Here is a 20,076-nt window from a genome sequence, read left to right on the forward strand (position 1 = left end):
GCCCGCCGAGAACTCCTGTCGCGGAACCGCCAAATGTCAAAAGCAAAAGACGTGAAGAAAGTCGTGCTCGCCTATTCCGGCGGCCTCGACACCTCCATCATCCTGAAATGGCTGCAGACCGAGCTCGGCGCCGAAGTCGTCACCTTTACCGCCGACCTCGGCCAGGGTGGCGAACTGGAGCCGGCGCGCCGCAAGGCCGAGATGATGGGCATCAAGGACATCCGCGTCGTCGACGTGCGCGAGGAGTTCGTTGCCGACTTCGTCTTCCCGATGTTCCGAGCCAATGCGGTCTATGAAGGCACCTACCTGCTCGGCACCTCAATCGCCCGGCCGCTGATCTCCAAGCACCTGGTCGAGATCGCAAAGGAGACGGGCGCCGATGCAATTGCTCATGGCGCCACCGGCAAGGGCAACGACCAGGTCCGTTTCGAGCTGTCGGCCTATGCGCTGAACCCCGACATCAAGGTCATCGCGCCGTGGCGCGACTGGTCGTTCAAATCGCGCACCGACCTCATCAACTTCGCCGAGCAGCACCAGATCCCGGTGCCGAAGGACAAGAAGGGCGACGCGCCGTTCTCGGTCGACGCCAACCTTCTGCACTCCTCATCGGAAGGCAAGGTGCTGGAAGACCCGTGGACCGAGCCGCCGGAATTCGTCCACCAGCGCACCGTCTCGCCGATGGACGCGCCGGACAAAGTCACCGAGATCGAGATCGAGTTCCTCAAGGGCGACCCGATTGCGCTGAATGGCAAGAAACTGTCGCCGGCAACCATGCTGGCCGCCCTCAACGATCTCGGCCGCGACAATGGCATCGGCCGGCTCGACCTGGTCGAGAACCGTTTCGTCGGCATGAAATCGCGTGGCGTCTACGAGACCCCCGGCGGCACTATCCTGATCGCCGCCCACCGCGCCATCGAGTCGATCACGCTCGACCGCGGTGCCGCCCACCTCAAGGACGAGTTCATGCCGCGCTATGCCGAGCTCATCTACAACGGCTTCTGGTTCGCGCCCGAGCGGCTGATGCTGCAGGCGATGATCGACAAGAGCCAGGATGACGTCGAAGGCACGGTGCGGCTCAAGCTCTATAAGGGCAATGTCATGGTCACCGGCCGCAAGTCGAAGAAGACGCTCTATTCCGACGCGCTGGTTACCTTCGAGGACGACCGCGGCGCCTACGACCAGAAAGACGCCGCCGGCTTCATCCGCCTCAATGCGCTGCGGCTCAGGACACTCGCGGCGCGCAACCGCAAGGGCTGAGCCGAAGCTATTGCCAGAACAAAACTCGGCGGAGACGCCGGGTTTTTATTTGGCAATTCTAATATAAGAGAAGTCAAACTCCTCTGATAATTTCCTATTTGACCTTTCGACAGCTTCATTTAGTTTCCCTTGCGGGATAGAGGGGTTTTGACAGTGAAAATTGTTATTTTTCTTCTGCTTGCGACGGCCATCGTCTTTACGGGATGCCAGTCCTCACAGGCAGCTGCTAAGCGCGAACCGAAGATGAACCTGGACGGGTGCATCGCGGAGGTGCTCGCATGGAACATCACGCTCAAGCACGATATCGCCTCCTTCATTGGCGTCTCGCTGGAGCGCATGCCGACCCTGTTCTGCCAGCGCCTTGCCGCCGGAGTGCGCAGCGGGCGGATCAGCTACTCTGATATAAACAACCTGCAGCTCGACCAACCGACCGAAATCTGGATGGTCATCAAGGGCAAGTCAAAGGCGGCTACGCAAGCCCCGGCGTCGCGGACCTCCAAGTTCCGTACCTGCAACCGTAATAACGGCACCTTCCAGATTCCCGCTTCCCAGAAATGCCCGTTGAGCGGCCACGCGCAGTTCGACCAACCGACCAAAATCGAGATGAAGGGCAAGTCAAAAGCGGCTACGGGCACGCAAGCCGGGACACTGCGGAACTCCAAGTTCCGTACCTGCAACGGTGTTGACGGCACCTTCCAGGTTCCCGCTTCCCAGAAATGCCCGTTGAGCGGCTACGCGCATTATTGAGAGCGATGCGATGAGATCGAATTTGGTCGTTCCGAGTGATTGGGTTTGACCCTGCTCCATAAATGGAAAGCCCGGCACTTGGCCGGGCTTTCTGTCGATTAGAGATGTCTATCAGTTGCCATCGATCGCCGTGGCGATACGGGCGATGGCCTGTTGATAGACGCTTGCGGAATTCCAGCCGGCAATTGCGCCCATATTCGCCTGCGCGCTGGCACCCGCCTGCCAGCCATGAGCCTTGAGGAAGTTGGCGGTGGAGGCCAGCGCAGTGGCCTTGTCGCGCAGATTTCCGTTGCCGACGCCATACTGCAAGACATTTCCGGGCAGGAACTGCGTATGGCCAATCTCGCCATGCGCAGCGCCGACCGACGAGGCGCTCAACGCGCCGTGATCGACCAGCTTCAGGGCTGCGATGGCATGCGGATAAAAGAACCCCGGCCGGCGGCAATCATAGGCAAGCGTCAGAATGGCAGAGACCGTATTCTGCTTGCCCAGGGAGGAACCGAAGCCGGTCTCCATACCCCAGATGGCCAGCAACACACCCGGCGACACGCCGTAGGTCGCTTCGATCTTGTTAAACAGCGCCGCGTTCGACTTCTTCAGCGAACGGCCCTTGGAAATAATCGCGGCCCCACCGCGACGCTTCATGAAATCTTCCACCGAGCCGCTGAAAGCCTTGTGGATGGCGCGGTCGACGGAGATCGTCTTTGTTGCGTAGGTCGCGCCGGCCAGAGCGGCCAGACCCTTCGAACCGACACCGTTGGCCTGGGCCTCCCCGGCAAACTCCTGCTTCCAGGCCTCGAAGCCGGCGCCGTTCTTGCCGCAGCTGGCCGCCTGCGCGCCCGTCGCCAGCGCAAGCATCGCCACAATTGCGGCCGCAAAAATCTTTCCCTTGGCAAGAAATGCCATGTTCTTCTCCTAGTTGCCTGAATCACGTCCCGGTTGCGAATTTGCCAGTGAACCGGTTCATTGTCACTGGCTCCGGTAGAGCGCCGATGCGGCGAAGCCGAAAATCGCAGTCCTTTGCAGCAAGGCTACGCACGAAATTCGGTTTCAACGCCTTCGAACACTGATGCCACTGGAACTTCAAAATCCACCGCACTGGCCAATGCCGCGCAATTTGCCTACGATCAAGTACTTATTGTGGCGGGGGTCTTGCATTCATGGATGACGTTGACGTCGTGATCATCGGCGCCGGCTCCGCGGGGCTCGCCGCCGCCAAGACCATTCGCGCCGCCGGCCTTTCCTTCAAACTGCTGGAAGCGATGGGCCGCGTCGGCGGTCGCGCCTGGACCAGCGACCAGCATTTCGGCGTCCCGTTCGACATCGGCTGCGCCTGGCTGCATGCCGCGGACCGCAATCCCTATTTTCCCGAGGCCGAGGCCGCCGGCTGGACGCTTCACCATCACGACATGAACGTCGATCATCTCTATTACCGCCAGCGCAAGGCAAGCGAGGCCGAGGAGGCCGAGATGAAGGCCGCCGATGCGCGGCTGTTCGAACTGCTGGCCGCGCACCAGGTGGAGGAGGGCGACGATGACCGCCTTTCGGCACTGCTCGCCAAGGGACATGCGCCGCGCGCCGCCGCCACCTTCGCCGGGCCGATGGATTTCGGCGCCGACGAGGACGAAATATCGATCCGCGACTTCCAGGCCGCCGCCGATCTCGATCCCAATTATTTCAGCAAGGAAGGGTTTGGCGCCCTGGTGGCGCATTTCGGGGCCGACGTGCCGGTGGAACTGTCGACGCCGGTGCGAAAAATCCTCTGGGACGTGCCGGGCGTCGCCTGCGTCACCGATCGCGGCACCATCCGCGCCAAGGCGGTCATCGTCACCGCCTCGCCGGCGGTGCTCGCCTTCGAGGAGATCGAATTCTCGCCGGCGCTGCCCGATACGCATTTTTCCGCCTTCTTCGATCTGCCGATGGGCATGCTGACCAAGCTGCCGGTCGAGATCCGGGGCACCAGGCTCGGGCTGCAGCCCTTCGACGATCTGTTGATCGAGCGGCTGGCCAGGCACGACATCTACTTCCTCTGCTTTCCCTTCGATCTCGACCTGATGGTCGGTTTCGTCGGCGGCGATTTCGCATGGGAGATGTCGGCTGCCGGTGAGGCGGCGGGCATCGACTTCGTCGTCGACCGGCTGTGCAACATCTTCGGTGCGGACACCCGCAAGCATGTCGCACGCGCCATGATGACCAATTGGGGCGGCGAACGCTTCGTGCGCGGTGCCTATGCGGCGGCCCGCCCGGGACGTTCCGAGGCGCGCGCGACGCTGATGCAGCCGGTGGCGGAAAAGATCTTCTTCGCCGGCGAGCACCTGGCCGGTCCGCTCATCCAGACCTGCGGCGGCGCGCGCCTGTCGGGAGAGAGCGTGGCACGGCAGGTGGCTGCCTTGCTTGCAGCGGGATAGCGCCAGCTTCGATGTTGGACGACGGCCGGCATTTGGGCGGCCGGCGGTCCCACCCTATATGCTGGCTCTGATGGTTTTGAGAGCAAGATGAAGCTGTTCGACTGCCCGCATTGCGGCCACCGCCTCTATTTCGAGAACGCCCAGTGCCTGAGCTGCGCCAACCTCGTGCTCTATGATCCCGAGCAGGCACGCTTTACCTTGTCTGGCATCGACGGCGTCTTCCAATGCACCAATGCCGATGAATGCGCCTGCAACTGGCGGGCGGAGCCGGGCCAGGCCTTCTGCCGCGCCTGCGCGCTGAACCAGCTGATCCCGGACCTCTCGGTCGACGGCAACCGCCGGCGCTGGATCCGCGTCGAGGCGGCCAAGAAGCGCGCCATCTATTCGCTGCTCGCCTTCGGCCTGCCGACCGCGCCAAAGCACAACCCCGGCGACGAAGCCGGCCTTGCCTTCGACTTCCTTGCCGATCCGATCGGCGGCGGTCCCGGCGGCGAGCGTATCCTGACCGGTCACGACAATGGCCTGATCACGCTCAACGTCGCCGAGGCGGATTCGGCCGAACGCGAGAGGCGGCGCGTCGAAATGGGCGAGAACTACCGCACGCTGCTCGGCCATTTCCGCCACGAGCTCGGCCACTATTACTGGGACCGCCTGATCCGCGACGATCCGCAAAGGCTGGCAGCCTTCCGCGCTTTGTTCGGCGACGACCGCCCCGACTATGAGCAGGCGCTGCAGACCTACTATGCCAATGGTGCCGCGCCCGACTGGCAGCAGGGCCACATCTCTGCCTATGCGACGTCGCACCCCTGGGAAGACTGGGCCGAGACCTTCGCGCACTATCTGCACATCACCGACACGCTGGAAATGGTGCATGCGCTGAATTTTCCGCTTGGCCGGCTGGAGACGGTTGACGCCGAGGCCCTGCCGCGCGGCGATACCGGCGGCGAACTGCAGGCTGCGCCTTCCGAGCCCGCCACCGTGCCCGAGCCCTTCGACAGGATCCTCGCCCGCTGGCTGGTGCTGTCGGAGGCGTCCAACTCGATCAACCGCTGCATGGGCCTGCCCGATCTCTATCCCTTCGTCATTTCCGACGTGACGGCGCGCAAACTGGACTTCGTCCACGCACTTTTGACCGGTTTGCCGAAAGAAACCGGAATAATTCGTGAGCTCGTGTCGTGATTTCGAAGTTCGCTTGATTTCGATATCGGGCGCGGAGCGAACTCCGAAACCAAAACGACACTAGAATCAATAGGTTGCTGGTGTCCCCGATTCTGAAATCCGCACCTGCCCTTGATATCGAACACAAGCGAATTTCAGAATCGAGACACTAGTGCAGGCATTTTAGCCGGAACGCATAGAGCCTTGTTTCGTTTCCGTTCGCGAGGGAGCTCGAAGAACGGAGAGAAATCATGAAAGCCATACTGTTTCCGGCCATCGCCGGAGCGCTCGTCGCCATGTCGGGCGCGGCCCTGGCTGAAACCGCCGTTTCGGCTGTCACCGATCTCAACGTGCGCGCTGGCCCCGGCCCGCAATATCCTGTGATCGGCGTGCTGGCCGCCGGCCAGTCGGCGACGCTCCAAGGCTGCATCGCAAACAGCAAATGGTGCACCATCGCCGAGGCCAATGGCCAGGGCTGGGTCTATTCGGATTATGTGACGTCAGACTTCGGCGGCAATCAAATGGTGCTGACGCGCCGGCCGGTTGACGCTGATATCGCGGTTGTGACGCCGCCGAGTGACGATATCTATACCGATAGCTATACCAGCGCCATCGTCGCGGCCGAACCGATCGACCCGATCGCCAGGCCGCCGGCCGAAGTTGGCACCTACGTCACCACGCACCGGCTCGATCCTGTGTATCTCGACGGCGAGGTGGTGACGGGCGCGACCTTGCCCGACACGGTCGAGCTGCGCGAAATCCCCGATTACGACTACCGCTACGTCTATGTGAACAACCAGCCGGCGCTGGTCGACCCCGGCACGCGGCGCGTCGTCTACGTCATGCGTGACTAGAACAATTCCAGGATTTCCGTCAGGAATTGCGTAAAAACAAAGAGTTGGAGCGGTTCGACGATCGATAGAATCGCCGAACCGCTCCAAGGGTCAGTGAAACGCGCGGCCGCCAGCGCTGGCGGCCGCTGCTCCTTTCGAGCTCAGCACATGCGCGGCCCGACGAGGATGATTGCGCGCGGAGCCCCGATCCCATAGATCATGCGTCGCGAATGCGTTCGGGCAGGGGAACCGCGTGATCATCGACAATGCCGCCTTCGAGCGTTTCCGGCGCTCGCCGAACGACAAGACGACCTTGCCGCGCCTGTTGCTCGGAAGCGCCATCGTCGTGCTGTTCTGGGTCGCGGCGACCTTGGCGGTGCTGCTCGGCGGCACCTATGTCTTCGTCGTCTCCCAGGCCCGGATGGGCGTCAGCCCGCCAGCCGCCGGGCCAGTGCAGGCTTTCCTGGTATCACCCGAAGGGATCCTTACCGCGTTGCTCTCCTTCGCCGGCATCTGGATCGGTCTGTGGGTTGCCATGCGCTGGGTGCACGGCGAGCCGCTGTCGGCGCTCGTCGGAGCCAGCCGCCGTATTTCGCGCCAGGGATTCCTCAAGGGCCTGGCGGCGGTGCTGATCACCTCGCTGCTCTCCGAGGTCATGCTCTATTGGCTGCAGCCCGAGATCGCGCGCGGCGCGATCAGCCTGTCGTCCTGGCTGCTGTTCCTCGTCCCGATCGTCGTGCTGGCCTTTCTGCAGACATCCTCCGAGGAGGCGCTGTTTCGCGCCTATCTGCTGCGCGGCCTGGCAAACCGGTTTCGCAACCCTCTCGTCTGGGTGTTGCTGCCGGTATTGCTGTTCACCGCGCTGCATTGGAGCGCGGCCTCGTCGCTCGCCATCAATGCCTGCGTGCTGGTCTCGATCGCCACCTTCGCGCTGGTCCTGACGCTTCTGGTCTATGCGACCGGCAATCTCGGGGCTGCCTTCGGCGCCCATCTCGGCAACAATCTGACCGGCTTCCTGCTGATCTCGCACCAGGCAGGCTATAATTCCTTTGCCCTGTTCAACGCCAAACCGCTGGAAGGCCCCGGCTGGACGACGTGGGACGCGGTCCTGATCGCCACGATCGGCATCGTCAGCAGCCTGTTGACGGTATTGCTTCTGTTGCATCCGCGCTCGCCGCTGAAGCTCGGGCCGGACTGATGCGCATCACATTGGTGGTCAGGGGCGCCATCCCCTGCAAGGGCTATGGCGGCACCCAGCGCCAGGTCGAATGGCTGGCGAGCGAACTCGCCCGCCTCGGCCATCGGGTCGTGCTGATCGCCGATCCCGGCTCCAGCCATCCGCTGTGCGAAGTGCGGCAGGCGTCGTCGGCCGAGCAATGCCGGGCCGCCATCCCCGCCGACACCGATATTGTCCATTTCAACAGCTGGTTTATCGAGGTTCCCTTTCCGACCCTCAACACCGAGCACGGCTATATTCCAAACGAGCCCAGACGGCAGAAGAACTGGAGTTTCGTCAGCGCCAGCCATGCCCGCAACCACGGTCGCGAGACCTTCGTCCACAACGGCTTTCCGACCGAGACCTATCGGTTGGCCGAAACCAGGACCGATCGTCTGATGTTCCTTGCCGGCATCGCGCGCGCCGGCAAGAACCTGAGCCGCGCCGTCGATCTGGCGAAAGAATTCGATTTTCCGCTCGACATCGCCGGTGGCTCGCGCTGGAAACTGCTCACGCGCAGCCAGGTGCGGCGTGAGGGCGTCTTCTTCAAGAGCCTCGGCAGCCGCTATCGCTTCCATGGCATCGTCGATGGCGACGAAAAGCTGCGCCTGCTGGGCGAAGCAAAGGCCTTTCTCAATCCGATCGCCTGGGAAGAGCCGTTCGGCATGGCTTCGGTCGAGGCGATGCTGTGCGGAACGCCGGTGCTGACGACGCCGCGCGGCGCGCTGCCCGAGATCGTCGACGCCGACACCGGGCGCTTCTTCGACACGGACTCGGCGTTTGGCGAAGCACTGGCCGCCGTTGCCGACCTGTCCCCGCAGCGCTGCCGAGACTCGGCCGCCGCCCGGTTTCCGATCGCCCGGACCGCAAAGGGTTATCTCGACCTCTACGCGCGCATCCTCGACGGAGAGGTGCTGCCTTGAACCAGTCGTGAGGCCGGCGTTTGGACGCTCATCTCGGCCCAGACCTTGACTCCACGGCCGATTTCCTGTCTACACGCCGCGAATTCCGCGACGAGTATCCCTCCGAGCAAGCCGACCAGGACGCCGAAGCCTCTTTGAGGCGAGTGCCATAAATCGATCCTGGAGGCCAACACCCGGCAGCGCTGTGCGCCCCCGGGTGCTTTTTGGCTTTGCGCTCGCACGAGCTTTTGTTTGGACACTTGGCGCGAACGCACTACCTCTCGGGCACCATCCGGCTGCCTGAGAAAAAGGAAAAAGAATGTTTGATTCGCTTCAGGAGCGCACAAGAGGCGTGGAGGGCCATCGGCCCGACAGGGATCGCTATGAATCCAAGACGCTGTCGCGCGGCGGGTTGACCGATGTTTGAGTCCCTACAAGAGCGCCTTGGCTCCATCCTGAACGGCCTGACTGGCCGCGGTGCCCTGTCGGAGGCGGATGTCTCGGCAGCGCTGCGCGAGGTGCGCCGCGCGCTGCTCGAGGCCGACGTGGCGCTGGAAGTGGTGCGCTCCTTCACCGACAAGGTGCGCGAGAAGGCGGTCGGCGCCGCCGTCGTGAAGTCGATCAAGCCCGGCCAGATGGTCGTCAAGATCGTCCATGACGAGCTGGTCGAGATGCTGGGCGCCGAGGGCGTTGCCGTCGACCTCAACGCGCCCGCGCCCGTCGTGGTCATGATGGTCGGCCTGCAGGGCTCCGGCAAGACGACGACATCGGCCAAGATCGCCAAGCGGCTGACCGAGCGGCAGAACAAGAAGGTCCTGATGGCCTCGCTCGACACGCGGCGCCCCGCCGCGCAGGAGCAGCTGCGCCAGCTCGGCGAGCAGGTGAAGGTGGCGACGCTGCCGATCATCGCCGGTCAGAACCCGGTCGACATTGCGCGTCGTGCCGTGCAGGCGGCCAAGCTCGGCGGCCATGACGTCGTCATCCTCGACACCGCCGGCCGCACCCATATCGACGAGCCGCTGATGGTCGAGATGGCCGACATCAAGAAGGTGTCGAGCCCGCACGAGATCCTGCTGGTCGCCGACTCGCTGACCGGCCAGGACGCCGTCAATCTGGCCAAGAGTTTCGACGAGCGCGTCGGCATCACCGGCCTCGTGCTGACCCGCATGGACGGCGACGGCCGCGGCGGTGCGGCCCTTTCCATGCGCGCCGTCACCGGCAAGCCGATCAAGCTGATCGGCACCGGCGAAAAGATGGACGGCCTGGAGGAATTCCACCCCAAGCGCATCGCCGACCGCATCCTCGGCATGGGCGACATCGTCAGCCTTGTCGAAAAGGCCGCCGAAAACATCGACGCCGAGCAAGCGGCGGCGATGGCCAAAAAGATGCAGTCGGGCAAGTTCGACCTGAACGACCTCGCCGGCCAGCTTCAGCAGATGTCGAAGATGGGTGGCATGGGCGGCATCATGGGCATGATGCCGGGCATGGGTAAGATGAAGGACCAGATGGCCGCGGCCGGCCTCGACGACAAAATGTTCGGCCGTCAGCTCGCCATCATCTCCTCGATGACCAAGGCCGAGCGCGCCAACCCTGATATCCTCAAGCACTCGCGCAAGAAGCGCATCGCCGCCGGTTCCGGCACCGACGCGGCCGAGATCAACAAGCTGCTCAAAATGCATCGCGGCATGGCCGACATGATGAAGGCGATGGGCGGCAAGGGCAAAGGCGGCGGCCTCATGCGCGGCATGATGGGCGGCCTTGCCTCGAAGATGGGCCTCGGCGGCATGATGCCGGGCGGCCCCGGGGGCATGATGGGCGGCGGCATGCCGGATCTGTCGAAGATGGACCCCAAGCAGCTCGAAGCCCTGCAGAAGCAGGCGCAGGCGGCCGGTCTCGGCGGCATGAAGGGTCTTCCCGGCGGCCTCCCCGGTGGTGGCGGTGGCCTGCCAGGACTGCCCGGCGGCATGAAGCTGCCCGGCCTTCCCGGCCTGGGCGGCGGCGGCCTGCCCGGACTTGGGAAGAAGAAGTGAGGGCGTCATGAACGAGGACAAGGACATGGCCGACGCACGCACGATTCTCGCCGGCTACCGCGCTTCGATCGACAACATCGACGCTGCCCTCATCCATATGCTGGCCGAACGCTTCCGCTGCACCAAGGCGGTCGGCGTGCTGAAGGCAGAGCATGGCCTGCCGCCGGCCGATCCGGCGCGCGAGCAACAGCAGATCGCCCGCCTTCGCCAACTGGCCAAGGATGCGCATCTCGACCCCGATTTCGCGGAAAAATTCCTCAACTTCGTCGTCCGCGAAGTGATCCGTCACCACGAACAGATCGCCGCTGCCAACGGCGTGACGAAAACCGGCTGAGAACCAGCCTTAACCCAATCATGAATCAGAGCTTTTAGGAGAAAAGAAATGGCACTGAAGATCAGACTGGCCCGTGCGGGCTCGAAGAAGCGTCCCTACTACCACGTCGTCGTCGCCGACGCCCGTTCGCCGCGCGACGGCCGTTTCATCGAGTCGCTCGGCTCGTGGAACCCGTTGCTGCCCAAGGACGGCGAGCGCGTCAAGGTTGACGCCGACCGCGTCAAGCATTGGCTCTCGCACGGCGCCCAGCCGACCGACCGCGTGCTGCGCTTCCTCGACGAGGCCGGCCTCGCCAAGCGCGACGCCCGCTCCAACCCGAAGAAGGCCGAGCCCGGCAAGAAGGCGCAGGAACGCGCCGCTTTGCTGAAGAAGGCGCAGGACGATGCCGCCGCCGCTGTTGCCGCCGCGGCCGCAGCGCCTGCCGAGGCGGAAGCCGCCACCGCCGAGTAATCCAGTTCCCTGTCGCTTATAGGAACGGCGGGCCTTGGCCCGCCGTTCTCTTTTTCAGCGCATGCTCAGTCGCAGAAGGTCACGTGGGTTCAATAGCCCTCCGGGCAACGGGCGATGTAGGTGCGCCCATAGCGGTCCCGGTAGCGGCAGCGGTCCGGTTCGTTGGCCCGGCCGATCAGTGCACCGGCAACGGCACCGACGGCGCCACCGACGACTGCGCCTTCCACCGGATCATTTGCCACGGCAGCACCTATAGCAGCGCCACCCAGGCCGCCGACCGCGGCACCCTTTTCCGTTTGCGAGCAGGCCACCAGCGGGACCAGCAGCGCCAGCAAAAGCAAGGTTTTTTTCATCGTCGTTCCTCTCCACGGGGAGACCAACTTCACCCACCCTTGGGTCGATAACGCACCGAAGCGTGATTTGATCCGCCTGGAGCAATTCCAGGAAAAGTGCGCAGCGGTTTTCCGTCCGGAATTGCGTCAAAACAAAGAGATAGAGCGGTTCTGCGTTTCCGTGAAACGATGAGCCGCTCTCGGGAGCGACGCACCAATCGCCTTACTTTTCAACGGCTCGCTTCAGGTTGGCGAGTCCGGCCTCGAAATCCTTGCCGATCAGCGTGTCGAAATTCATGAACAGGCCCATCAGCTTGGCGATGAACGGCCGGCCGCCGCGCATCGCCCAGGTGACGGTCGTGTTCTCGCCCGACGGCGTCAGGGTGAAGTCGACGGTGTTGTTGGCCCTGAACGGCTTTTCGAAATCGAGCTTCAGCGCCACCAGCGACGACGGAACCGAATTGGTGATTTCCATGCGGCCGACCCCGGCCTTGCTGTTGCCTTGCCAGGCATAGGCCGCGCCCTTGCCGCTTTCGGCGCCGGAGAGCGTGCGCTTCATCTCCGGGTCGAGTTTTTCGTAAGGCGACCAGGTGGGCCAGCGCCTGAAATCGTTGATCAGTGGAAAGATCGCCTCGGCGGGCGCCTCGATGCCGGCCGAGCGGCTGACGACGAAATCGTTCGCCCGCGTCGCGGCATAGACGAGCACCGCGGCGATGATGGCGAGCAGAATGATGAGGATGGTGGCAAGCATTGTCCTATCCCTTCAATGGCTTAGCTGGCGAACGGGAGAAGCGCGCGCACCCTGGGGTCGCGCAGGAACAGGCCGCCCCACAGGATGACGCCCAGATAGACGCCGAACAGAACATGCGAAAACAGCGGGCTGCCGATGCGCACATGGGTGGCGACGGCGCCGCCCATATAGGCGGTGAGCAGGATGGCGCCGAGCACCGAGGTGCGCGGCAACGCATAGAGCGCCGTCGAAACCAGCCCGATGATGCCGAGCAGGCGCGCGGCATTGGCATCGGCCGGCCAGCCAAGCTGCGTCATGGTCTGGGTGACGATATCCAGCGGTGGCAGCTTGATGACGCCGTCGAAGATCATGAACAGCACGATGATCGTGCTGAGAACGCGGCCGGTCCACAGAGTACCGGATGAGATGGGCGCGGTTTGCGATACGGACATTGATGTTCCCTCCTGATGTTTCGAGCCCCTTTTCACGAGGGTCGAGCCAAGGACGCGGCAGAGGGCGGCAATCCGACACGGGCCGGATTCTTTTTGGCGTCCGGCAGCGGTGGCGCTCGGTAAGCCATGACCAAAGCTAGAGCAATTCCAGGAAAAGTGTGCAACGGTTTTCCGTCCGGAATTGCGTAAAAACAAAGAGTTAGAGCGGATCAGCGATTCTATCAATCGCTGATCCGCTCTAGGAAAAATAGAACCTTTCGGCCGCAATCATCTTCGGCGGCGTCTCGCCGAGCGCCTCGAACACCGAGATCTCGCAGACGCGGCAGAGGCCGTCCAGCGCAAGGTCGTTGGGCTGGGTGCCGAACGGATCCTCGAGCTCCTCCGAAAGCGCGTCGAGGCCGAAGAACGTGTAGGCGATCAGCGCCGTGAACAGCGGCGTCGCCCAACCGGCGGCGGAGGCCAGCCCGAACGGCAAAAGCAGGCAGAAGATGTAGGCGGTGCGCTGCAGGAGCAGCGTATAGGCAAAAGGCAGCGGCGTTCCGGCGATGCGCTCGCAGCCGGCTTGCGCGGCGGCGATCTCCGACAGCCGTTCATCGAGGATGCGATAACCGATCGTGTCGATGGCGCCGGCCTTGCGGAGCGCTGCGATACGTCCGCCCATCCGCCGCACCATGGCGTCCGGTGCATTGGCGGCCTTGGCGGCGCTTTCAACCTCGTCGCCGATGAAGGTGCGAGCTTCCGCCGTGGCATCGACCCGTCTGAGCAGACCGCGCAGAAAGTGGCAGAAGGCGGTCGCTTCCATCAACAGGCCGCGCAGTTCGGTCCTGTCCTCGATCAGCCCGGTCGAGGCACGCGCCAAATTGCGGATGTCGAAGACAAGCTGGCCCCACAGCTTGCGTGCCTCCCACCAACGGTCATAGGCGGCATTGTTGCGAAAACCGAGATAGATCGACAGCGCGACGCCAAGCAGGGCGAAGGGTGCTGTGCCGGCATTGCCGAAGTCGAGCTTCAGCGCCCGGACGATCACCACCACCAGCGCGCCATAGGCTGCGAAACCAAGGATCTGCGGCAGGATGCGCGGCACCACCGATCCGCGCATGATGAAGAACAGGTGCAGCAACCCCGGACGCGGGCGAACGATCATGAAAACCCCTTTCACCGGACCGGCGCCGGCCCTGAGCCCGTCTATTGTGTGACAGCGCCCATGCGCAAGCTCAGCCGTCAACGACATCGCCATGTCGCCTTGCGAGGGCAGGGTGGTGCGCGCTATCGAAGTCAGCGAAACTTGACGAAACGGCGCAGGCGCTCAACGGCCGCCTGCTGCACAAGATCCGGAAGCACCGATGCCTGGCGAGACCGACCTGAAAAAACTCCTGGCGACGATGACGCCCGAACTGCTTGCCGGCGTCCATGTCTTCGTCACTTTGCCGCCCGGTATGCCGGTTCCCGGCGCGCTCGAACCGGTAATGCTGTTTCGCGAGCGCGAGGGCACGACGCTGATCGTGCTGGAAGACGAAACCAGGGCAGCCGGCCTCGACGCCGTATTCCCGTGCCGCATGATCACGCTGAACATCCATTCGTCGCTGGAGGCGGTCGGCTTCCTCGCCGCCATCACCGCGCGGCTGGCCAGAGCCGGCATGGGTGTCAATCCGGTCTCGGCCTGTTATCACGATCACCTGTTCGTACCGGCCGACCGGGCGGAAGAAGCGATGGCGCTGTTGCGCCAGCTGGCTGAGGACAGCCGGCTGTGACGCCGGAACCCCACTGCTACTTGAGACGCCTGTGCTGCCCCTCATCCCCCTGCCGGGACCTTCTCCCCGTGAACGGGGAGAAGGGAGCTGTACGGCCAAAGGCCGAGCCCGCGACCGCGGGCCGCCGGTCGTCCGGCGCCCCCGCGGAGGGCCCGCCGCGGCAGCGGCGATACGGCCCGTGAGCGAAACCTGAATCGGCCGAAGGCCGATCCCCGTGAGCGAGATTAAGCCGCCTTCTTCTTCGGCTGGATCAGTCCGCGCTCGACCAGCAGCTCGGCGATCTGCACCGCGTTCAGCGCCGCACCCTTGCGCAGATTGTCGGAGACGATCCACATCGACAGGCCGTTGTCGATGGTCGAATCCTCGCGGATGCGCGAGATGAAGGTGGCGTCCTCGCCGGCCGATTCGAGCGGCGTGATGTAGCCGCCGTCCTCGCGCTTGTCCAAGACCTGGCAGCCCGGCGCCTCGCGCAGGATATCGCGCGCCTCGTCGGCGGTGATCGGCTTTTCGAACTCGATGTTGACCGCTTCCGAATGGCCGATGAACACCGGCACGCGCACGCAGGTCGCCGTCAGTTTGATCTTGGGGTCGAGCATCTTCTTGGTCTCGGCCACCATCTTCCACTCTTCCTTGGTGAAGCCGTCGTCGAGGAAGACGTCGATATGCGGGATGACGTTGAAGGCGATGCGCTTGGTGAACTTCTTGACGTCGACCTGGTCGGCGACGAACACGGCGCGCGTCTGCGTGAACAACTCGTCCATGCCTTCCTTGCCGGCGCCCGACACCGACTGGTAGGTGGCGACGACGACGCGCTTGATGGTCGCGAAATCGTGCAGCGGCTTCAGCGCCACCACCAGCTGCGCCGTCGAGCAGTTCGGGTTGGCGATGATGTTCTTGCGCGTAAACAGCGAAATCGCATCCGGGTTCACTTCCGGCACGATCAGCGGCACGTCCTGGTCGTAGCGGAAGGCCGACGAATTATCGATGACGACGCAGCCCTGCTTGCCGATCTTCGGCGACCATTCCTTGGAGACGTTGCCGCCGGCCGACATGATGCAGATATCGGTATCGGAAAAATCATACTGGTCGAGCGCCTTGACCTTCAGCGTGCGGTCGCCGAACGACACTTCCGTGCCTTGGCTGCGCCGCGAGGCCAGTGCCACAACTTCGCTCACCGGAAAGCCGCGCTCTTCCAGTATGTTCAGCATTTCCCGGCCCACATTGCCCGTGGCGCCTACGATCGCAACCTTGAAACTCATAAAGATCTCCTGTCCCTCTCCGCTCGGTTTTCTGGAGAAAACCCGCCGGCCGATGCGGGTTCCGTCCCCCGGGCCGGACCCGGGAGAGGGTGGTTAGGCCAAGGGAATCACACCGTTTTGGTGGTGGTTTTGGCCATGGTTTTGCTGGAACGAGGGGACGCGCCGACGCGCCCGGCCCAATGGTTCGCATTGTGGCCAGGGAAGTCGAATGCAAGAAGAGCCATCAAAAGGCCGCGCATCGAATGACGATCCCGTTCGATGCGGGCTTTTACGCGGTTTGCATAAAGAGTCAATTGGTGGCGCGACGCATGGTCGTCACGCCACCCTGTACAAGAGCGGCGGCACGAAGTACGAACGGCCAAGATTGTTTGGCTGGCGCGGCGCCGGCCCCGGCATGTGCTCCATGACGAGCGCAGACCCTGAATTCCGAAAGAGATAGATGTCCAGTTTCCAAGGTATTGTTCCTGCGCTTGCACAGGCGCTGGAAAAACGCGGCTATGCCGAGCTGACCCCGGTGCAGAAGGCGGTACTCGCTCCTGAGCTCGGCCAGGCCGACGCGCTGGTTTCGGCGCAGACCGGTTCCGGCAAGACCGTCGCCTTCGGCCTTGCGCTGGCGCCGACGCTTCTTGGCGGCGCGGCGCGCTTTGACCAGGCCGCGGCACCGCTGGCGCTGGCCGTGGCGCCGACGCGCGAACTCGCTTTGCAGGTGACGCGCGAATTGCAATGGCTCTACGAGCTGACCGGCGCCACGGTGGCGTCCTGCGTCGGCGGCATGGACATGCGCACGGAGCGGCGCGCGCTGGAGCGCGGCGCCCACATCGTCGTCGGCACGCCCGGCCGGCTGCGCGACCACATCACTCGGCACGCGCTCGACATGTCGGCGCTCAAGGCCGTGGTGCTCGACGAAGCCGACGAGATGCTCGATCTCGGTTTTCGTGAGGACCTGGAATTCATCCTCGATGCCGCCCCCGCCGAGCGCCGCACGCTGATGTTCTCGGCCACCGTGCCGCGCTCCATCGCCACTCTGGCCCAGGGCTACCAGCGCGATGCCGTGCGCATCTCGGCCGCCGGCGAGGAAAAGCAGCATCTCGACATCGAATACCGGGCGCTGAACGTCGCGCAGGCCGACCGGGAAAACGCCATCATCAACGTGCTTCGCTATTACGAGGCCAAGAACGCGCTGGTGTTCTGCAACACCCGCGCCGCCGTCAACCATCTGACCGCGCGCTTCAACAACCGCAATTTCTCCGTCGTGGCGCTGTCCGGCGAGCTCAGCCAGAACGAGCGCAGCCATGCCTTGCAGGCGATGCGCGACGGCCGCGCCAAGGTGTGCATCGCCACCGACGTTGCGGCACGCGGCATCGACCTGCCCAACCTCGAACTGGTTGTTCATGCCGACCTGCCGACCAACCCGGAAACGCTGCTGCACCGGAGTGGACGAACCGGGCGCGCCGGGCGCAAAGGCGTCAGCGCGCTTATCGTTCCGAACAGTGCCCGCAAGCGCACCGAACGGCTGCTGCAGAACGCCGGGCTCAAGGCGACATGGGCCAGCCCGCCGTCGGCCGACGATGTGATCCAGCGCGACGACGAGCGCATTCTTGCCGACCCGGCTTTCGACGAGCCCGTGAAGGATGACGAGCGCGCTTTCATCGACGCGCTTCTCGCCCAGCATGGCGCCGAACAGGTGGCGGCCGCCTTCGTACGCCAATGTCGCGCCAGCCGCTCGGCGCCCGAAGATCTCATGGACGTCGCACCCTTCACGCCGTCGGGCGAAAAGTTTGCCCGCCGCGACGAGACGCCCAGCCGCCGCGACGATTTCGGCGCCAGCGTCTGGTTCTCGCTGTCGGTCGGCCGCCGGCAGAATGCCGAGCCGCGCTGGCTGATCCCGATGCTGTGCCGCACCGGCAACATCTCCAAGCGCGAGATCGGCGCCATCAAGATGCAGCCGGAAGAGACCTTCGTTCAAATCGCCGCCGACTGGGCCGACCAGTTCCTGGCGGCGATCGGCCCCGACCGCAAATTGCAGAACAACATCGTGGTGAAGCGGCTGGACGGCACGCCCGATCTGTCCCGAGCTGGCTATCAGCCGCCGCAGCCTGACAAGAAGCCGCATCGCGGCAAGCGGGCATTCGACCAGAATGCGCCGCAAAGTGCCCACAAGCCGAAATTCGACAAGCGCGCTGCGCCATCGGAGCGCCCTCCGTTCGAGGCAAAGCCCTGGGCCGGGAAAGCAGCCAAGCCGAAATTCGACAAAGCCGGACCGGCAAAGCACAAGAAATCGAAGAAGCGGCCGGGTTGATCGCCCGGCTTGCCATAGCGGCCGCCCGTTTCACGCATGCCCCTTGCGGTTCGCCGCAACTTTGAACAGTCTGGGCATGCGCGGCAATGGGGGACACGGCAATGCGCGGCGAAGTTCTTCACTATGACGAAGACCAGGGCTTCGGTTTCATCGCTGGAGCCGACGGCAACCGCTACAGCTTCGCGCGCGAGGACATGCGCCGCGACGCCTCGGTGGCCAAGGGCGCGCTTGTCGAATTCCAGCCGGGCGGCGGCCAGGCGCGCAATGTCTATTCGATCCGCGCCCAGATGTCGGCGGCTCCAGCAGGCGCCGCCGCCACATCACCTCAGGCCGGCAGCAAGCCGGCGGCGGCCGCGCCGCAACCGCAGCATTTCGGCCGTCTCGCCGAGAACGAGACCGGCGGCTCCACCGGATTGTGGAGCTATTTCTGGCGGGCGGTGACGGAAAACTATTTCAACTTCGCCGGCCGCGCCCGCCGCAAGGAATTCTGGGCCTTCTGCCTGTTCTGGATGATCTGCTTGATCGCGATCTTCGGTATCGGCGCCGGCGCCGACGCGGCCATGGGCAATCTGGACGCCGGCACCGACCTGCCCGCGATGACGATGGGGCTTTCCATCACGTTCATCCTGGCAACGTTCGTGCCGTGGATCGGACTGATCGTGCGCCGCTTGCACGATATCGGCCTGACCGGCTGGCTTGCCGTGCTGTTTTTCATTCCGACCGTCGGCGGCCTGGCCACGCTGGTCTTCGGGCTGATCCCGACGCAGGGACAAGAAAACCGGTGGGGGCCGGTGCCGGCCGGTGTCAGGATCTAACCGGAACGTGCATATTGCCATTGCAAGCAACTTTAGGTAGTACTGAGACGACGCAATGCAGGGGGGCAGGCGATGCGCGGCACGGTGTATCATTACGACGAAGAGCAGGACTACGGCTACGTCAACGGAGTGGACGGCAAGCGCTATATCTTCGCGCGCGGGGACCTGAGGCAGGACGTGTCGCTTGCCAGGGGCACACTTGTCGAGTTCAGGGCGGACGATAGGACAGCGCACGATATCGTCGCCGCAGCCACGCCAGAACGCGATCCGTCGAAACGTCCTGTTCACTCTGCCGAACGTCGGCTGGCCCAATCCATCGGCTTATGGGCCTATTTCCGGCGCGCGATGATCGCGGACTACGGCAATTTCAACGGACGCGCCCGCCGCAAGGAGTTCTGGGCGTTCTATATCTGCTCGATCGTCGTGCTCGTCGCGCTGTCCGGTTTCGGCATTCTTCTAAACCTCGCGATCAGCGGTTTTGGAAATGGTCCGAGGACCTCGATCGGCTACGTTCCTGCTCTGCTTTTCGTACTGGCAATGATTCTGCCGTTGATCGCGCTTATCGTGCGCCGTCTGCACGACATTGGTCTAACCGGATGGCTTGCCTTGGTTTGCTTCACGCCAGCCTTGGGTAGCGTGGCGTTTCTTTTCATTGGGCTTGTTCCATCTCAATTTGGCGAAAATCGCTGGGGTCCGATGCCGGCAGGCGTCAGGGTTTAGCCGGTGCCGGCTGGAGCGAGACCGATTAGTCCGAACCTGAGTCAGGCTGCTAAGACTGCTCGCCCAAGGCGAAGCGCTCGACGATATGGAAGTCTTTCAAAGCCCGACCCCGAAGGACTCTCTTGTGGACCTGAATCGCGCGCGTCTCGACAATTTCAAACGTCGATCCGTCATGGGAAATTTCGCAGTCAACGACCTTATCCGGCCAAAGCCAGAGCGAGAGACACACCTCGTGTTGATCGGGAATGACCTTTAGCAGATAGAAATCGCTCTTTTCGACCTGATATCGTTCGTGGATGAACTGCAGCATTGGCGCGAGGTGTTGATCGCCGCGAAAGTCAGCCTGGCGTTCGTGCTCGGCAAGAAGCTCTCTTTCCATGGCG

At 63.6% G+C, this 20,076-nt stretch carries 21 protein-coding genes; 14 read left to right on the forward strand and 7 right to left on the reverse strand.

Annotation, left to right across the window (positions count from 1 at the left end; translation table 11 throughout):
• Window positions 1-33 precede the first annotated feature (33 nt).
• Together ACSQ3Z_RS02970 and ACSQ3Z_RS02975 are read left to right on the forward strand one after the other, a co-directional pair.
• Window positions 34-1,257: an argininosuccinate synthase gene (locus ACSQ3Z_RS02970; protein WP_436169889.1), complete on the forward strand. Its 1,224-nt coding sequence runs from the start codon at window positions 34-36 to the stop codon at window positions 1,255-1,257.
• A 153-nt stretch (window positions 1,258-1,410) separates the two neighbouring features.
• Window positions 1,411-2,004: a hypothetical protein gene (locus ACSQ3Z_RS02975; protein ID WP_436169890.1), complete on the forward strand. Its 594-nt coding sequence runs from the start codon at window positions 1,411-1,413 to the stop codon at window positions 2,002-2,004.
• A gap of 111 nt (window positions 2,005-2,115) precedes the next feature.
• Here ACSQ3Z_RS02975 and ACSQ3Z_RS02980 read toward each other — a convergent pair whose 3' ends face one another.
• Window positions 2,116-2,910 (reverse strand): lytic murein transglycosylase, encoded by a 795-nt coding sequence (locus ACSQ3Z_RS02980; RefSeq protein WP_436169891.1) that lies wholly within the window; start codon window positions 2,908-2,910, stop codon window positions 2,116-2,118.
• Window positions 2,911-3,164: 254 nt separating this feature from the next.
• Between ACSQ3Z_RS02980 and ACSQ3Z_RS02985 the strand changes: the two genes are divergently transcribed.
• From ACSQ3Z_RS02985 to rpsP, 8 genes are all read left to right on the forward strand, one after another.
• Window positions 3,165-4,412, forward strand: coding sequence for a flavin monoamine oxidase family protein (locus ACSQ3Z_RS02985; RefSeq protein WP_436169892.1), 1,248 nt, complete (start codon window positions 3,165-3,167; stop codon window positions 4,410-4,412).
• An 87-nt stretch (window positions 4,413-4,499) separates the two neighbouring features.
• Window positions 4,500-5,591, forward strand: coding sequence for a zinc-binding metallopeptidase family protein (locus ACSQ3Z_RS02990; RefSeq protein ID WP_436169893.1), 1,092 nt, complete (start codon window positions 4,500-4,502; stop codon window positions 5,589-5,591).
• A gap of 230 nt (window positions 5,592-5,821) precedes the next feature.
• A complete protein-coding gene (locus ACSQ3Z_RS02995) occupies window positions 5,822-6,424 on the forward strand; it encodes a DUF1236 domain-containing protein (RefSeq protein WP_436169894.1) in 603 nt (200 codons plus the stop codon).
• Window positions 6,425-6,656: 232 nt separating this feature from the next.
• A complete protein-coding gene (locus ACSQ3Z_RS03000) occupies window positions 6,657-7,601 on the forward strand; it encodes a CPBP family intramembrane glutamic endopeptidase (RefSeq protein WP_436169895.1) in 945 nt (314 codons plus the stop codon).
• Window positions 7,601-8,542, forward strand: coding sequence for a glycosyltransferase (locus ACSQ3Z_RS03005; RefSeq protein ID WP_436169896.1), 942 nt, complete (start codon window positions 7,601-7,603; stop codon window positions 8,540-8,542). Before ACSQ3Z_RS03000 ends, ACSQ3Z_RS03005 begins: the two co-directional genes overlap by 1 nt.
• A gap of 398 nt (window positions 8,543-8,940) precedes the next feature.
• Window positions 8,941-10,551: a signal recognition particle protein gene (ffh, locus tag ACSQ3Z_RS03010; protein WP_436169897.1), complete on the forward strand. Its 1,611-nt coding sequence runs from the start codon at window positions 8,941-8,943 to the stop codon at window positions 10,549-10,551.
• A gap of 7 nt (window positions 10,552-10,558) precedes the next feature.
• Window positions 10,559-10,885, forward strand: coding sequence for a chorismate mutase (locus ACSQ3Z_RS03015; RefSeq protein ID WP_120014507.1), 327 nt, complete (start codon window positions 10,559-10,561; stop codon window positions 10,883-10,885).
• A 48-nt stretch (window positions 10,886-10,933) separates the two neighbouring features.
• Window positions 10,934-11,335 (forward strand): 30S ribosomal protein S16, encoded by a 402-nt coding sequence (gene rpsP / locus ACSQ3Z_RS03020; RefSeq protein WP_006202710.1) that lies wholly within the window; start codon window positions 10,934-10,936, stop codon window positions 11,333-11,335.
• 89 nt (window positions 11,336-11,424) lie between these two features.
• Here the strand turns inward: rpsP and ACSQ3Z_RS03025 are convergent, their stop codons facing one another.
• The 4 genes from ACSQ3Z_RS03025 to ACSQ3Z_RS03040 all read right to left on the reverse strand — a co-directional run bounded on the left by ACSQ3Z_RS03025 (window position 11,425) and on the right by ACSQ3Z_RS03040 (window position 13,993).
• Window positions 11,425-11,688: a glycine zipper domain-containing protein gene (locus tag ACSQ3Z_RS03025; protein WP_436169898.1), complete on the reverse strand. Its 264-nt coding sequence runs from the start codon at window positions 11,686-11,688 to the stop codon at window positions 11,425-11,427.
• Window positions 11,689-11,890: 202 nt separating this feature from the next.
• Window positions 11,891-12,418, reverse strand: a complete 528-nt coding sequence (locus ACSQ3Z_RS03030) for an SRPBCC family protein (protein WP_436169899.1) — start codon at window positions 12,416-12,418, stop codon at window positions 11,891-11,893.
• Between the two features lie 20 nt (window positions 12,419-12,438).
• Complete coding sequence (locus tag ACSQ3Z_RS03035) at window positions 12,439-12,849, reverse strand: DoxX family protein (protein ID WP_436169900.1); 411 nt, start codon at window positions 12,847-12,849, stop codon at window positions 12,439-12,441.
• Between the two features lie 238 nt (window positions 12,850-13,087).
• Window positions 13,088-13,993 (reverse strand): bestrophin family protein, encoded by a 906-nt coding sequence (locus ACSQ3Z_RS03040; RefSeq protein ID WP_436169901.1) that lies wholly within the window; start codon window positions 13,991-13,993, stop codon window positions 13,088-13,090.
• A gap of 199 nt (window positions 13,994-14,192) precedes the next feature.
• Between ACSQ3Z_RS03040 and ACSQ3Z_RS03045 the strand changes: the two genes are divergently transcribed.
• On the forward strand, window positions 14,193-14,600 hold the full coding sequence (locus ACSQ3Z_RS03045) for an ACT domain-containing protein (RefSeq protein WP_436169902.1): 408 nt from the start codon (window positions 14,193-14,195) through the stop codon (window positions 14,598-14,600).
• A gap of 224 nt (window positions 14,601-14,824) precedes the next feature.
• Here ACSQ3Z_RS03045 and ACSQ3Z_RS03050 read toward each other — a convergent pair whose 3' ends face one another.
• Window positions 14,825-15,859, reverse strand: a complete 1,035-nt coding sequence (locus tag ACSQ3Z_RS03050; RefSeq protein ID WP_436169903.1) for an aspartate-semialdehyde dehydrogenase — start codon at window positions 15,857-15,859, stop codon at window positions 14,825-14,827.
• Between the two features lie 439 nt (window positions 15,860-16,298).
• Here ACSQ3Z_RS03050 and ACSQ3Z_RS03055 point away from each other — a divergent pair, with 439 nt between their 5' ends.
• From ACSQ3Z_RS03055 to ACSQ3Z_RS03065, 3 genes are all read left to right on the forward strand, one after another.
• Window positions 16,299-18,158 carry a DEAD/DEAH box helicase gene (locus ACSQ3Z_RS03055; RefSeq protein WP_436169904.1) on the forward strand — a complete coding sequence of 620 codons (1,860 nt, stop codon included), beginning with the start codon at window positions 16,299-16,301 and terminating at the stop codon, window positions 18,156-18,158.
• Between the two features lie 101 nt (window positions 18,159-18,259).
• Complete coding sequence (locus tag ACSQ3Z_RS03060) at window positions 18,260-18,973, forward strand: DUF805 domain-containing protein (protein ID WP_436169905.1); 714 nt, start codon at window positions 18,260-18,262, stop codon at window positions 18,971-18,973.
• Between the two features lie 72 nt (window positions 18,974-19,045).
• Window positions 19,046-19,693 carry a DUF805 domain-containing protein gene (locus tag ACSQ3Z_RS03065; RefSeq protein ID WP_436169906.1) on the forward strand — a complete coding sequence of 216 codons (648 nt, stop codon included), beginning with the start codon at window positions 19,046-19,048 and terminating at the stop codon, window positions 19,691-19,693.
• Between the two features lie 49 nt (window positions 19,694-19,742).
• On the opposite strand, the gene ACSQ3Z_RS03070 is transcribed toward ACSQ3Z_RS03065, so the two are convergent.
• Window positions 19,743-20,072 carry a hypothetical protein gene (locus tag ACSQ3Z_RS03070; RefSeq protein WP_436169907.1) on the reverse strand — a complete coding sequence of 110 codons (330 nt, stop codon included), beginning with the start codon at window positions 20,070-20,072 and terminating at the stop codon, window positions 19,743-19,745.
• Window positions 20,073-20,076: the final 4 nt, after the last annotated feature.

This window comes from Mesorhizobium sp. LjNodule214 (assembly GCF_964252735.1).
Taxonomy (GTDB): domain Bacteria; phylum Pseudomonadota; class Alphaproteobacteria; order Rhizobiales; family Rhizobiaceae; genus Mesorhizobium.